Consider the following 14,776-nt stretch of genomic DNA (forward strand, 5'->3'; position numbering starts at 1 on the left):
GACGATTAATGTCCTGCACCTGGTACGTGAATGAATGTCGCATAATAGCTGAATCCTACCATAAAAATCATAAGGTAAGCTCCAAACATGTACATATACATACGCTCTGTCAGATTCAAATATCCAAGCAACAGGAAGAAAATAGTGCTAGCGATGAAAATGACGGAAGCTGTCATCATATCGCCGACGAAAAACATTACAGCGAAAATGCCAGTCCAAAAACCGCATAGCTTGAACATGTTATCCATAAGTGCGTCCCTCCTTAACGTAAAACAATACAAAGATCTCTTATTCATTATAATGGATAACAGTTCGAAAAGTAAACTCCTATCAAGTCGACATTGTGACAAATGCATGGAACGCATATTGACCTTATTACTTCAAAATTCATTTTTGAGCCGAAAAATCCATGTAAAAATGGAATTCTAGCCGGAAACGGCCCTTAAAAATCGAATTCACTTATAAGTATTCCTTTTTCGATTCGTTCACCGTATACTCGTTGTAAGGTGAAAAGCGGTCTTTCGCCTATTGAAAGAGGGGTGTTCAATGGAAAACCGTGATAATCTCATTGAGAAAAAATGTTTCGAACTTTTAGAACGGGCGATTGCTAATGAGGCGACAGACATCCACCTCGTTCCTCTGCAAGATCGGTATGATATTTGTTTCAAAAAGAATTCAAAACTTGAACGGTCCGGCACATTCCCCCCACAGTTGGCCGCCCGTATGATCTCCTTTTACAAATTTCTCTCCTCCTTAGATATCAGTGATAAACGAAAACCCCAAAGTGGTTCATTTCACAAGAAAATGCATAACGAGAACTTTTCGTTTCGTGTATCGACAATTCCCTCTATCCAAATGAAAGAAAGTGTTGTTATCCGTATTCAAAGGCATGATCAAATTGTCCCTCTCGATAAGCTATGCATCGAGTCCGTCTGGGAAAAGAAACTTCGGCGCGCCGCAGAAGAGAGGCAAGGTCTCGTCTTGTTGACAGGCCCGACCGGAAGCGGGAAGACGACGACGATCTATTCCCTTACTGCTCATTGTGTAAATCAGCTTGAAAGACATGTGATCTCCCTCGAAGATCCTGTCGAAAACAACCACTCTCATCTACTTCAAGTACAGGTGAATGAAAGATCAGGGATGACCTATGCCGCGGGATTGAAAGCGATATTGAGACATTCCCCTGACGTCATCATGATCGGTGAGATTAGAGATTCGGAAACTGCTAAAACTGCGGTCGCGGCTGCGCTGACTGGCCATCTAGTATTGTCGACTGTCCACTCGAAAGATCCGGAAGGCTGCTTCTATAGAATGATGGATTTTGGAATAACACCTGAGGAATTAAGACAAACGGTCGTATGCATATCCGCGCAGCGTCTTATTAGGAAAAAAGATGGCGACATCGGTGCGGTATTTGAAATTATCCAAGGCGAGCTATTGGAATCCATCGCTGAAGGGATCATTTCAGGCGAGCAAGTGACGGTGCCAAAGGAAATGACGATAGATTCAATATTGCGAAAATACAGCATGGAGAAAATGATATCCCGTGGTTAGGAACAGAATGCGAATTTTTAAACGACCAGTGCATCGTATTGAGAACCGGCCTGCATTTTTAGGGAGGCTTTCACTCCTCATACAAGAGGGCTACACATTCCATGATGGCTTGGTTCTGCTTATGCCTCACCATTCTAAACAGTACAATGAACTTCTAACTCAAACAGAAAGGGATTTAAAGAATGGACTTGGCGTAACGGATGTTCTTAGGAGACTTGGGTTTTCTTCAAACATCCTTTTACCTGTGATCATCTCGGAAGTTGACGGGAGATTGGCGGATGCCTTGAAAGGGATTGCAGAAAGATTGAAGCAATCTGAAGAAAGAAAGAAGAAGCTGCGGAATTTATTGCTCTATCCGGTCATTCTCTTTTTCTTTCTAGCCATCTTCCTGTTAGTTTTCAGGAGCTATTTCCTTCCGAATCTGCAAGCGATGTCTGTAGCAAGGAATGAAGCTGGAACCGGTTTTGTTTCTCTGCTACCACTCCTTGTATCGAAAATTCCCGATGTAATGCTCGGACTCGGAGTGTTTATTCTCGTAACCGCTTGCATAGGAAATCTTATCTATCGGAGGTTATCGCCGTCCGGTAAGATCCGCTTCCTTCTACCCGTTCCGTTTATCGGTCCGCTATTTTCGAAATGGAAAACTAGAGAATTTGCTGGTGAAGTAGGTAGCCTTCTTCATTCGGGACTATCTATGCAAGATTCACTTGAAGTGTTGGTTGAGCAAGAAGTGGATCCCATCTTAGGTGAAATCGCAAAGACGATTAAAGAGCATGTCATCTACGGAGAGAATTTTGATACGGCAATCCTGCTGACAGTTGGTCTTCGAAAGGAATTATGCGCCTACGCGAAGCATGGATCCGATACGGGACACTTAGGGAAGGAACTACTACTGTTCAGTGAAAATCTTCATGACATGATCGAAGAGGAGATGGCAAGATGGCTAGCGTTGCTTCAACCCATATTGTTCGCAATATTGGCCGTCTGCATTTTGGCTGCATATCTTGCATTGCTCCTGCCGGTTTACAGTACGTTTAACAACTTTTAAGGAGGAGGAAAGGATTGAAACTAGTCAATGAAGAAGAGGGGTTCACTTTAATAGAGATGATGATCGTATTGCTCATCATTTCCGTTCTGCTTCTCATCGCCATACCGAACGTGACAAAGCATTCAAAGTCGATCGATGAAAAGGGATGCAAGGCGTATGTGAAAATGGTGGAGGGACAGGTTGAGGCATATAAGATGGAGAAGCACGTTCTTCCGAGCGCCGAAGACTTGGAGAGAGATGGTTATTTGCCAAATGGTGCGAAGTGTCCGGATGGATCTCAAGTTTTGATTGATGACGGTATAGTTACAGCGCCGTCTCTAAATCGTCCGAAGAGCAATGATGAAAACTGACGAAAACGGCTTCACATTCCTCGAGATGCTTTTGGTCTTAAGTATCGTCGCAATTCTGACTGCTGTTATACTGCCTATCGGCGATCGATGGATAACGAAACAAAGCGAGGAAGAAGCACTGTATACATTCATAGCGACGATTCACCATGCCCAGGCATTTGCGATGGCGAACGAAACATACACAGCTATCAGGTTTAGGAATTCAGGCAAGTCCTATAGTTTGTATGCCCCTAGTTCAGTGGCATATTCCACCATGGATTTTCCGGAAGGCATGCGCTGGGTTGGGGGCAATCGCCTCAGTGCAATCGAATTTCATCCGAAAGGCCATATCATCAATCCGGGAACGGTCATTTTGCGAACAACGACCGGTGACAAGCGATTAACTCTGCAACTACAGCACGGGAGGGTGCTCGTCTATGATCAATGAAAAAGGGTATTCTTGGCCGGAATCAATTTTATCCCTTGTCATTTTGACAGTTATTTTTGGAACGCTGTTGCCATTGTATTCACATATGTCTGTGCGTTTAGAAGTGAAGAGACTAGGTATGCATGCAGCGGAATCTGCCTATCATGGCACAATTCTTTATCGTTCATACGGAATAATGTCAGGGACAAACCGGATAGAGAAGACTTTGTACAACTGGTCTGTGGAAGGTGAAGGAATCTGTGTAACCTATCGTTACATAGAACGGGAATTCGTGAAATGCATAGCATTCTGAAACTCCGAGATGAATCGGGATACTCTCTAGTGGAAGCGTTGTTTCAATTGTTGATCCTGGGCATATTCCTTCATTTTTTCGTTCTGTTCTTTTATTGGAAACTGCCTATTGAACGTCAATTACAAGACTATTATGCGACTGAGTGGGAGCTGTTTGCAATCGATTTGCAAGCATTGTTGCTCGATGTCGACGATTTCAATGTTCATTTGGGCGAGAGGTCCATTTCATTCACAAATGAAAGAGGGAAGATCGAAGTTGGCCAAAGTGGTAATGTTATTCGAAAATTAATTAATAAAACAGGGTATATCCCTCTCTTCACGAGCATCTCAAGTGTGGCTTTTAGTCATGAAGGATATGAACTCAATATGGAAGTGACGATGCTTGACGGACGTAAGCGGGAAAGGAGATTTGCTATTGGGTTTCGTCAGGAATGAGCAAGGAGTCATATTGGCCGCTTCGCTAATTTTATTATTTCTCGTCAGCCTCTTTCTATTTACTATTGTTTCGTGGCATAGTAATCTATACAGAACTTACGATTCAATAGAACTCCATTACGAGAAAGAAACATCAAAGTTGATGAGGCAAGGCGGGTAGAGATATGAAGAGAGTATACTTGGTCGGATTTATGGGAAGCGGAAAAAGCGCTATCGGCAAGCGGCTGGGGACATTGCTGAATTTGCCTTTCTACGATATGGATACGGAAATTGCCAATCAGACAGGAATGACAATCCCTCAGATCTTCGAAACATACGGCGAGGAGGGGTTCAGGGAAATGGAAACCGAATTCTTGCGCAATTTCCATGACAGCTATTGCATCATTGCGACCGGTGGCGGTGTTGCAATGAGAGAGGTGAACAGGACTATCATGAGAAGGACAGGCCTTGTCTTTTTCTTGAATTCAACGTTCCGTGATATTTGGCGAAGGATTTCGACTGATAGCAACAGACCGATCGTTCAGCGATCTTCCAGACATGAATTGGAGATGCTCTTTCACAAGAGGAAGCCGCTTTATCTGCAAAGCGCACATTTTAAAGTCGAAACGACAAATAGGTCATTGAATGAGATTACTCAGTATATTGCGTCTCAGATTGTTAGATTAACAATTGAATGAGAGAGTACTGAAATATCTGGCGATTATAATACGTACGATTAGTTGTTCCGAGTGGATAACGTTCGGTAATTTAATAACACATGAAAAAGGATTGCGCTATTAAAAATAAAATGTTAAGATATGAGGCGAAAGGGCAGTTACTTGTCCGAATTTTACTCATTTTATTTTTAATTGAATATGGCGGATGATTGGATGGGGAGAGCACGCATTAGGCGTCGCCGAAGGAGCAAGTAACGGAAGTTATGAATCTCTCAGGCAAAAAGACTCATTCATGACGCGTCTCTGGAGAGCGCCGGCATTTTCGGCCACCAAAGAGGAAAGCCGCAAGGTCAAACTTTCAGGTACACGGACAGAGGTTCTCTTATTACAAGGGGACTTCTGTCTTTTTTTCATCATTCATTTCAAGGGGGATATGACTTTGACAGGAACTTTGAAACGCACTGCACTATTTGATAGTTATCAACAGTACGGTGGAAAAACGATTGATTTCGGTGGTTGGGAACTGCCAGTTCAGTTTTCAAGCATTAAGGCCGAACATGAAGCTGTCCGAACGAAAGCTGGCCTATTTGACGTATCGCATATGGGCGAAGTTTTTGTTTCTGGCCTGGATTCACTTCCCTTCCTGCAAGGGTTGGTCACAAATGATGTCTCCAAATTGAAGGACGGTCAAGCGCAATACACTGCAATGTGCTATGAAAATGGCGGCACAGTAGATGACCTGCTCATCTACAGAAGGAAAGAGAATGACTATCTTCTAGTTGTGAACGCTTCCAACATCGAAAAAGACGTTGAATGGATGAAGCAGCATGCGTCGGGCGATGTGGTCATCGAAGACCGTTCGAACGAATTCGGCCTGCTGGCATTACAAGGCCCGAAAGCCCAGGAAGTATTGCAGAAATTGACTTCCGAGCCATTGGATGAAATCAAGTTCTTCCGTTTCAAAGAAAATGTCGATATCGCAGGACACAATGTGCTCATTTCCCGGACAGGCTATACCGGCGAAGACGGTTTCGAAATTTATGGATCTCCGGAATCGATGGTCGCTCTATGGCCGGCCATTTTGGAAGCTGGAGAAGAGGAAGGCGTGGTTCCTGCCGGTTTAGGCGCCCGCGATACGCTTCGATTCGAAGCGGGACTGCCACTGTACGGCCAGGAATTATCGAAGGATATCACTCCGCTGGAAACTGGCCTTGGCTTTGTCGTGAAGTTGAATAAGGAAGCCGATTTCATAGGTAAAGAAGTGCTTGCTGCACAAAAGGAGAATGGTGTTCCAAGGAAGCTTGTCGGTCTTGAAATGATCGATAAAGGAATTCCGCGGACAGGCTATAAAGTTTTCATTGGCGACGAGGAAATCGGGGAAGTCACTACGGGAACCCAATCGCCTACACTGAAAAAGAATATCGGATTCGCACTTCTTGCAACGGAGCATACAGCTGAAGGAACTGAAGTGGAAGTTGAAATCCGTGGCAAACATCTGAAAGCGGTTTTAATTGCCACACCTTTCTACAAACGATAAATGGATGAAAAGGGGACATGTTGATATGAAGCATCGTTATATTCCTATGACGGAGACGGATCGCGAAGAAATGCTATCAGCAATCGGGATTGCGACAGTTGATGAGCTATTTGAAGATATTCCGGAGAAAGTCCGTTTTAAAGGTGAATTGAATATTAAACCAGCGAAAGCGGAGTCCGCATTGACGAAGGAGCTTGCACAACTTGCAGCGAAAAACGCGGATGCTCGCACCTATGCATCTTTCTTAGGAGCAGGTGTGTATGATCATTACAAACCGATCATCGTTGACCATGTCATTTCGCGCTCCGAATTCTATACAGCCTATACACCTTATCAACCAGAAATCTCTCAAGGAGAATTGCAAGCCATTTTTGAATTCCAAACGATGATCTGTGAATTGACGGGCATGGACATTGCCAACTCATCGATGTATGACGGCGGCACATCTCTTGCTGAAGCTGGGACGATGGCGGCAGGACATACACGCCGCAAGAAAATCCTCGTTTCCGAAACGGTTCATCCTGAAGCGCGGGACGTAGTGACATCTTACGCGGCAGGTCAATTTATCGATGTTGTAACAATTCCTCATAAAGATGGTGTGACGGATTTGGCATTGCTCGAGGAGTTGCTCGATGATAAAACTGCAGCAGTTCTTGTCCAGTATCCGAACTTCTTCGGCCAAGTGGAAGACATCCAAAAAATTGGAGACATCACTCATGAAAAAGGCGGACTGTTAGTCGTATCGGCGAATCCGCTAGCACTCGGTGTATTGACGCCTCCAGGAAAATTAGGCGCGGATATTACAGTAGGTGATGCACAGCCGTTCGGCATTTCCGAACAGTTCGGCGGCCCGCATTGCGGATACTTTGCAACTACGAAAAAGTTGATGAGGAAAATGCCAGGAAGATTGGTAGGGGAAACTACTGACAGCGAAGGCAGACGCGGATACGTATTGACGCTTCAAGCACGGGAACAACATATCCGACGCGACAAGGCGACATCCAATATTTGTTCGAACCAAGCACTGAATGCCCTTGCAGCTTCGGTTGCGATGACAGCCTTAGGAAAAGCGGGTACAAAGGAAATTGCATACCAAAACATAGCGAAAACCGCATATGCGAAAAGTGCTTTTGAGAAGGCTGGATTCGAAGTGAAATATGGCGGACACCATTTCAATGAAATTGTCGTGGTACTTAAGAAACCGGTCAAAGAAGTGAATGCGAAGCTTCTTGAAAAAGGAATCATCGGCGGATATGATCTTGGATTGACGTATCCAGAGCTTTCCAACCATGTTTTGATTGCCGTTACGGAACAACGTACGAAAGAAGAAATCGATGCACTTGTGCAGGAAATGGAGGCCCTTCATGCATAAAGACAACCAACCGCTCATTTTTGAAATTACAAAAGCAGGCCGGATCGGTTATAGCTTGCCTGAGCTTGATGTTCCTGAAATTGATCTTTCAAGCCATTTTCCGGAAGGTCTTCTCAGAAAGGAATCACCTGAACTTCCAGAAGTTTCAGAGCTTGATATTATGCGTCATTATACAGCATTATCCAATCGTAACCACGGAGTCGACACCGGATTCTATCCACTTGGATCTTGTACGATGAAGTATAATCCGAAAATCAATGAGGCAGTTGCAAGATTCCCTGGTTTTGCGAACATCCATCCGCTGCAGGATGAATCAACTGTCCAAGGTGCAATGGAAATGATGTTTGACCTACAGGAACACCTTGAAGAAATTACTGGAATGGATGAAGTGACACTTCAACCAGCTGCAGGTGCACATGGGGAATGGACTGCGCTCATGATGATTCGTGCATTCCATGAAGCGAACGGGGAATCTCACCGTACGAAGGTACTTGTACCGGACTCCGCGCATGGTACAAACCCTGCTTCCGCTACAGTAGCCGGCTTTGATACAGTAACAGTCAAGTCAAATGAATTCGGTCTTGTCGATATCGATGATTTGAAATCGAAGGTCGGCTCGGATACGGCGGCCCTCATGCTGACAAATCCGAATACATTAGGTCTTTTTGAAGAAGATATTCTTCAAATGGCTGAAATTGTACATGGCGTAGGTGGTAAATTGTACTATGATGGCGCAAACTTGAACGCTGTCATGGCTAAGGCGCGTCCTGGAGACATGGGCTTCGATGCGGTCCACTTGAATTTGCATAAGACATTTACAGGTCCTCACGGCGGCGGCGGCCCAGGTTCAGGCCCTGTCGGAGTAACGAAGGAATTGGCTCCGTTCCTGCCAAAGCCGATTCTCATCAAAGAAAATGACCGATATACATTCCAATATGACGTTCCCCAATCAATCGGGCGCGTTAAACCTTTCTATGGCAACTTCGGCATCTATTTGCGTGCGTACACATATATCCGCTCAATGGGTCCGGATGGCTTGAAAGCTGTCACGGAGAACGCGGTGTTGAATGCAAACTACATGATGCGCAGACTCGAGCCTTATTTCGACCTGCCTTACACGCAGCACTGTAAACATGAGTTCGTATTATCAGGACGCCGTCAGAAGAAGTTGGGCGTACGAACATTGGATATGGCGAAACGGTTGCTCGACTTCGGCTTCCATCCGCCGACAATCTACTTCCCGTTGAATGTTGAAGAGGCGATCATGATTGAGCCTACAGAAACGGAGTCGAAGGAGACGCTTGATTCCTTCATTGATACTATGATCCAAATTGCGAAAGAAGCAGAAGAGAATCCTGAAATCGTTCAGGAAGCGCCTCATACGACGGTTATCAATCGTCTAGATGAGACGAAAGCGGCTCGTCAACCGGTATTGAGGTATACAAAAGAAGAAGAGCTCGTGAAGGCATAATAGGCATAAAGAAAGGAGAGGCCCGAATATAGGGTCTCTCCTCTATTTTATTTACTTTTCACTTTGCCTGTCCAAGTGCGGAATCCGCCTTGCAGCTGGTAGAGTTGGGTATAGTCGCGCTTCTTCAAATACATGGCTGCCCGTGAACTTTTGCCGCCGTTTTGATCATAAAGATAGACAGGCTTGTCCGGACGGATTTCTTTAAAGCGCTGGCGGAACTGTGAATAAGGAATATTACGGGCGCCTAAAATATGACCCGCTTCATATTCTTTCGGTTCACGTACATCGATCAATTGAGCCTTTCGGTATCCTTCGATGAATTGCTCCTGTGTTAGGTTTGTAACTGCTTTTTTGACACGGAACATTGTAATGACAAAATACAAAATGATGGCGAGAACTACCGCCCCTAGAATAATATAATCCACAACCGATTTTCCCCTTTCTTTCTATAGTTCCATTATAAAGAATGAGTAGCACTTGTTCAATGGGAATGATAAAATGATAAGCATTGTGGGTAAGGGGGGTAATGATTTGGGGAAGACGGTCTGGCATTTTATCAATTCAGGAAAATGTTCTCCATCATACAATATGGCGCTGGATGAAGCGTTGTTGGAATGGCATAGCAGGGGAGAGATCGGTCCTGTGCTGCGGTTTTATGAATGGGAGCCGGCAACGTTGTCAATCGGCTATTTCCAAAGTGTTGTAAAGGAAATCAACATGGATGCGGTCGAGAAACACGGACTCGGATTCGTACGTCGGCCAACCGGCGGAAGAGGCGTCCTGCACGAGCATGAACTTACATATAGCGTTATCGTAACAGAAGACTACCCTGGTATGCCTGAAAGTGTTACAGAGGCGTATCGCGTCATTTCCGGCGGTCTATTAGAGGGCTTTCGGAACCTAGGATTGCATGCCGAGTTTTCATTGCCGGCCTCTAAGGAGCAAAGCGATAACCTGAAAAAGCCGAAAAGCGCTGTTTGTTTCGATGCTCCAAGCTGGTATGAACTCGTCGTCGAAGGAAAAAAGGTAGCAGGAAGCGCCCAAACCCGGCAGAAGGGTGTAATTTTACAGCATGGAGCGATACTATTAGGTTTGGATGAGAATAAACTTGTGTCGTTATTCAAGTTCCCATCCGAAGAAAGTCGTAAGCGAATGCTCGAAAGCCTGCCGGAAAAAGCGGTTGCCATCGATCGATTGACTGATCGCGATATCTCTGTGGAAGAATGTGTCAGAGCTTTTGGGAAAGGCTTTGAAACAGCATTGGATATCGTTCTTCAACCGATGGAACTTACGGAAGAGCAACTCCTTTATATCGAAGAAGTTGAAAAAAGGAAATATGCGAACAAAGACTGGAACTTTAAAAAATAAGACTGGAACTTTTGGATTATTTTTTGCGGTGAAACGCATAATATCAACTTCAGATTTTTCGGTTCTAAATCTTATCATTGCGACAGGTTTCAATATGTAGTAGATTAGGGAAGAGAAATAACACAACATGTTGTGTTGATAAAAATAAACCAGAGGGAGGATGCGTTAATGGTAATTGTTTCAAAGCATCAGGAACCAATTCTGGACAAGGCACGGTTGAATGCGGATATTGCAGGATTCCCGCAAGTGCATCCAATTACAGAAGACATGAAAATCGAACACAGCGGTGTATCCCGTCTTGTCATGATCGATCGTTATTCTTTCAAGGATACCGAAAAGAAAACGCTGAAGGTCGGCGATTTCGTCGTATTGACTGTAAAGGAAGATCCGAAGTTTCCAGCAAGGGGACTTGGGTTCATCACAGCGCTTGATGAGAAGAATGGAAAAGCGGATATTTGGATTGAAAAGGAATACCGCACTGCAATCGACAATCCCGAAAATCAGGAAACAGGCATAATAACAAGACCAATTGAAGTCATCGAAAAGCCGCTTGAAGTATTCTACGAGCAGATTGCAAAACGGAATGCGACAGGGCTCGCATCTGTCGAAAAGACGGAAGAGCGGCGCAAGGAGTCGTTCGATCAGTTCTATGGACAACTCTCCAAATTGAACTTCATTCCCGCGGGGCGTGTATTATACGGGGCTGGATCTGACACTGAAGTGACATTCTTCAACTGTTACGTCATGCCGTTCGTGGCGGATTCCCGTGAAGGCATCTCAGATCACCGTAAACAGGTGATGGAAATCATGAGCCGTGGCGGCGGGGTCGGAACGAACGGTTCCACACTACGACCACGCAATACATTAGCACGAGGAGTCAACGGTAAATCATCCGGGTCAGTATCGTGGCTCGATGACATTGCAAAATTGACACATCTTGTCGAACAAGGCGGCTCCAGACGCGGAGCTCAGATGATTATGTTGGCGGATTAAAGACAATGCTAGTCCGCGTCGTCCAGACAATGGACGACTAGAAAATCGGGTGAATTGCGAAGAACTCCTTAGAGGCCATTAAGCTACAACGTGATCGGAAACGATGAGCGTGAATGCTGAAAAATTAATGGCATTGGACAATCCGCAGCCAAGCACCGTTTAAGGTGAAGGTTCAACGACTATCGAAAGCATTGAAAGTGAATGCAAGTAGAGTAGGGAAGATACAGTTCTTTCCGAAGCGCCCGACCCCTAACAGATAATGCTGAGGGTGATGATATAGTCTACTCCGTCTGCTTCTTGCAGAGAAATATCCTGAAAAGGACGGTATTTAGGTGGCATCCTGACATTTGCGAATTCATCATTTCGAAAATGCAGAATCCGAGGATTCTCCGTTATCTTCTAGAACATACAGAAGACGAAATGATTAAGAAGCTCGCAAATGAAAAACTGAAATTCAAACCGCTTACGGCGCAAGAGGAAGCGATGTACCAAGGAATCCTCAACTATCGTACAATCCCTGGAATGGGCGGTTTCAACGAAGCAATATTGAAAGACGCTGAAACGAAATTACGCGATGGAGGAACTTATTCCGTACACAATCCGGAATTCCTGACAGGCGCTAACATCTCAGTCACATTGACAGATGATTTCATGAAAGCCGTAGAACAAGATGCTGATTATGAACTCCGTTTCCCAGCAGTTGAAAAATACTCTGCTGAAGAGATGGCGGCTTATAATGAGGAGTGGCATAAGGTCGGAGACGTCCGTGAATGGGAGCGCCTAGGATATGAAGTCCGTGTATACAGGACAATCAAAGCGCGTGCACTATGGGATCTCATTAACATTTGTGCCACGTACTCCGCAGAACCAGGCATTTTCTTTATCGACAATGCGAATAACGAAACGAATGCAAAAGCATACGGCCAGCAAGTCGTAGCGACAAACCCGTGTGGTGGACTTCGCCTCACGTTAAAAATTGCGGGATGAAGCGGGGAAGCTGAGATGCCAATCCGAACCGAAGGCTGAAGGTAAAGCTTCAGTCAGGGGCAACGCATACCTGGTGATCCTGTTTGATTAATAAAACAGACTATAATCCAGGCACGAGACCGCAACACTGCATTTCGCAGTGAAAATTTATGCTGAGCTGTTTGATTTTTCCATTTGATTTGCAGATTAAATATCTTGTAATTTCGAAAGGAGAAATCATATGCTTTCAAATAAAGTGTGGTTTTCCGATCAAGTAAAAAAAGGTAAAACTTTAACAGATGTCAGTGAGTATTTAAATGTTACTAAAAGGACTGTGTATAACTGGGAGAAAAAGCACGGCTTAAAACTAAAGCGCAATGCCAGAAGAGAAAGAACAAATTTCTTTAATGAAGATTTTTTTGTGGAAATAGACAACGAAGAAAAAGCCTATATTTTGGGTTTTGTTATGGCAGATGGTTGCATTGGAAGTCATGGTAGGTCACTTGATATAAAGCTCCAAGCATCCGACATTGATATACTTTATAAAATAAATGCAGCAATGTGCAGCAGTGCCAAAATAACGGACCGGGCAAATGGAAAGTATAAAACAGTTAGTCTATGCAGCAAAAAAATGATTCTGGATTTAGAGAAGTACACTGTGACCAATAGTAAAAGTTCTACATTACTGTTTCCGGTATTGGAAAATGTCGAACTTTACCGCCATTTTATCAGAGGGTTTTTTGATGGTGATGGTCATATTGGGTTTAGACAATGCGCCTTAGTTATTGGTAGTCCATCCTTTTTTGATTCATTTATGTCCTTTTTAAAACATAATTTCGACTTTACTCCTTGGCATGCCAATAAAGGCAATTACTTCCTTATACAACTTTCCAGAAAAGATAGCTGGTTTATAAAATGGTTGTATAATGATTGCTCAATTTATCTTGATCGAAAATTTAAATCATACATCGATAATTGGAAAGCATACCAAAATGAAGGAACAGAACTGGAGGATAAAAAACCTTCAGGATAACAAAATTGGAACAACCACTAGCACCATATTCGGTTTGTAACCTTGCTGCTGTAAACCTTGCTGAATTCGCTGATAAAGAAACTAAAACTGTGAACTACGATAAATTGATAGAAACAGTCCGTGTCGGTGTCCGTATGCAGGATAACGTCATCGATGCGACACCATATTTCCTAGAGGAAAATAAAGTACAAGCCCTCGGCGAACGTCGTGTAGGACTAGGAGTCATGGGACTTGCCGACCTTCTCATCTATTGTGAAAAAGAATATGGCTCAGAAGAAGGCAACGAGCTTGTCGACAAAGTGTTCGAAACGATTGCGACAACGGCTTACCGCGAATCGATCGAGCTTGCGAAAGAAAAGGGAAGCTTCCCATTCCTTATCGGCAAAACTGACGAGGAGACAAAAATGCTTCGTGAAGCATTCATCAACACAGGTTTCATGAAGAAAATGCCGGAAGATATCCGTGAATCAATTCTCGAACACGGTATCAGAAACTCTCATTTATTGACAGTTGCGCCAACTGGATCCACTGGAACCATGGTTGGAGTTTCTACAGGCCTTGAACCATATTTCTCCTTCACGTATTACCGCAGCGGACGTCTCGGTAAATTCATCGAGGTAAAAGCGGGCATCGTAGAGGAATATTTACAACGTAACCCGGAAGCTGATCCGGACAACCTTCCTGAATGGTTTATTTCGTCAATGAGCCTGGCACCGGAAGCGCATGCAGACGTTCAGTGCATCATCCAACGCTGGATTGACAGCTCGATTTCTAAAACAGTAAACGCTCCACGCGGCTATACTGTCGAACAGGTGGAAAGCGTCTACGAGCGCCTCTATAAAGGCGGAGCGAAAGGCGGCACCGTGTATGTCGACGGCAGCCGTGACTCGCAAGTGCTTACGCTGAAAGCCGAAGAAAACGAAATGGACTCTGATTATGTGGAGGAAGTCGTTGAACAACGAAAAGTCGTACTCGTGAATACGATTCAGGACTTGCGTTCAACCAACGTCACAATCGGCTCTGAAGTCGGCGATACATGCCCTGTATGTAGACAAGGAACCGTCGAAGAAATGGGCGGCTGCAACACATGCACGAACTGTAATGCACAGTTGAAATGTGGTTTATAATATAAAAACGAACTGTCCAATTAGTTAGCAACATAAAACAGGTAAGGAAAAAAAGTTTTTCCTTACCTGTTTTTTCTATTTCCTTAATTTTTTAGAGTGATTGTTTGGAAGACTTGGTATAATAAATAAAATAGTTACTTCATTCTTG

The 14,776-nt window shown here is 44.2% G+C and carries 14 protein-coding genes, 3 pseudogenes and 1 riboswitch; of the genes and pseudogenes, 15 read left to right on the plus strand and 2 right to left on the minus strand.

What is annotated here, in order from left to right:
- Nucleotides 1–5: 5 nt before the first annotated feature.
- On the minus strand, nt 6–248 hold the full coding sequence (locus M3191_RS10215; RefSeq protein WP_251624533.1) for a DUF2626 family protein: 243 nt from the start codon (nt 246–248) through the stop codon (nt 6–8).
- 298 nt (nt 249–546) lie between these two features.
- Between M3191_RS10215 and comGA the strand changes: the two genes are divergently transcribed.
- From comGA to gcvPB, 10 genes are all read left to right on the plus strand, one after another.
- Entirely contained in the window at nt 547–1,554 is a 1,008-nt protein-coding gene (gene comGA / locus M3191_RS10220; protein ID WP_251700287.1) for a competence type IV pilus ATPase ComGA, read from the plus strand.
- Nucleotides 1,555–1,561: 7 nt separating this feature from the next.
- Entirely contained in the window at nt 1,562–2,602 is a 1,041-nt protein-coding gene (comGB, locus tag M3191_RS10225; RefSeq protein WP_251700288.1) for a competence type IV pilus assembly protein ComGB, read from the plus strand.
- A 14-nt stretch (nt 2,603–2,616) separates the two neighbouring features.
- Nucleotides 2,617–2,952: a competence type IV pilus major pilin ComGC gene (gene comGC / locus M3191_RS10230; RefSeq protein ID WP_251700289.1), complete on the plus strand. Its 336-nt coding sequence runs from the start codon at nt 2,617–2,619 to the stop codon at nt 2,950–2,952.
- Entirely contained in the window at nt 2,942–3,379 is a 438-nt protein-coding gene (locus M3191_RS10235; protein ID WP_251700290.1) for a type II secretion system protein, read from the plus strand. The genes comGC and M3191_RS10235 overlap by 11 nt, the downstream gene beginning before the upstream one ends.
- Nucleotides 3,369–3,671 carry a hypothetical protein gene (locus M3191_RS10240; protein ID WP_251700291.1) on the plus strand — a complete coding sequence of 101 codons (303 nt, stop codon included), beginning with the start codon at nt 3,369–3,371 and terminating at the stop codon, nt 3,669–3,671. Before M3191_RS10235 ends, M3191_RS10240 begins: the two co-directional genes overlap by 11 nt.
- Nucleotides 3,656–4,105 (plus strand): competence type IV pilus minor pilin ComGF, encoded by a 450-nt coding sequence (comGF, locus tag M3191_RS10245; protein WP_285853306.1) that lies wholly within the window; start codon nt 3,656–3,658, stop codon nt 4,103–4,105. Before M3191_RS10240 ends, comGF begins: the two co-directional genes overlap by 16 nt.
- Nucleotides 4,106–4,269: 164 nt before the next feature.
- Nucleotides 4,270–4,782, plus strand: coding sequence for a shikimate kinase (locus tag M3191_RS10250; RefSeq protein WP_251700293.1), 513 nt, complete (start codon nt 4,270–4,272; stop codon nt 4,780–4,782).
- A gap of 184 nt (nt 4,783–4,966) precedes the next feature.
- Nucleotides 4,967–5,059: riboswitch (glycine riboswitch) on the plus strand.
- 141 nt (nt 5,060–5,200) lie between these two features.
- Nucleotides 5,201–6,298 (plus strand): glycine cleavage system aminomethyltransferase GcvT, encoded by a 1,098-nt coding sequence (gene gcvT / locus M3191_RS10255; RefSeq protein WP_435368151.1) that lies wholly within the window; start codon nt 5,201–5,203, stop codon nt 6,296–6,298.
- Nucleotides 6,299–6,323: 25 nt separating this feature from the next.
- On the plus strand, nt 6,324–7,670 hold the full coding sequence (gene gcvPA / locus M3191_RS10260; protein WP_251700295.1) for an aminomethyl-transferring glycine dehydrogenase subunit GcvPA: 1,347 nt from the start codon (nt 6,324–6,326) through the stop codon (nt 7,668–7,670).
- Nucleotides 7,663–9,141 (plus strand): aminomethyl-transferring glycine dehydrogenase subunit GcvPB, encoded by a 1,479-nt coding sequence (gcvPB, locus tag M3191_RS10265; RefSeq protein WP_251700296.1) that lies wholly within the window; start codon nt 7,663–7,665, stop codon nt 9,139–9,141. Before gcvPA ends, gcvPB begins: the two co-directional genes overlap by 8 nt.
- Before the next feature lie 47 nt (nt 9,142–9,188).
- On the opposite strand, the gene M3191_RS10270 is transcribed toward gcvPB, so the two are convergent.
- Complete coding sequence (locus tag M3191_RS10270) at nt 9,189–9,506, minus strand: rhodanese-like domain-containing protein (RefSeq protein WP_285847111.1); 318 nt, start codon at nt 9,504–9,506, stop codon at nt 9,189–9,191.
- Between the two features lie 133 nt (nt 9,507–9,639).
- Here M3191_RS10270 and M3191_RS10275 point away from each other — a divergent pair, with 133 nt between their 5' ends.
- The 5 genes and pseudogenes from M3191_RS10275 to M3191_RS10295 all read left to right on the plus strand — a co-directional run.
- A complete protein-coding gene (locus M3191_RS10275) occupies nt 9,640–10,509 on the plus strand; it encodes a lipoate--protein ligase family protein (protein ID WP_285853307.1) in 870 nt (289 codons plus the stop codon).
- 168 nt (nt 10,510–10,677) lie between these two features.
- A pseudogene (locus M3191_RS10280) lies at nt 10,678–11,496 on the plus strand (ribonucleotide reductase N-terminal alpha domain-containing protein); the annotation flags it as partial.
- A gap of 339 nt (nt 11,497–11,835) precedes the next feature.
- Nucleotides 11,836–12,456: pseudogene (locus M3191_RS10285) on the plus strand (vitamin B12-dependent ribonucleotide reductase); the annotation flags it as partial.
- Between the two features lie 253 nt (nt 12,457–12,709).
- Nucleotides 12,710–13,501 carry a helix-turn-helix domain-containing protein gene (locus M3191_RS10290; RefSeq protein ID WP_251700298.1) on the plus strand — a complete coding sequence of 264 codons (792 nt, stop codon included), beginning with the start codon at nt 12,710–12,712 and terminating at the stop codon, nt 13,499–13,501.
- A gap of 8 nt (nt 13,502–13,509) precedes the next feature.
- Nucleotides 13,510–14,628 (plus strand): annotated as a pseudogene (locus tag M3191_RS10295) (vitamin B12-dependent ribonucleotide reductase); the annotation flags it as partial.
- Between the last annotated feature and the right edge of the window lie 148 nt (nt 14,629–14,776).

It is taken from the genome of Sporosarcina luteola, from assembly GCF_023715535.1.
GTDB classification, from domain to species: Bacteria; Bacillota; Bacilli; order Bacillales_A; family Planococcaceae; genus Sporosarcina; species Sporosarcina luteola_B.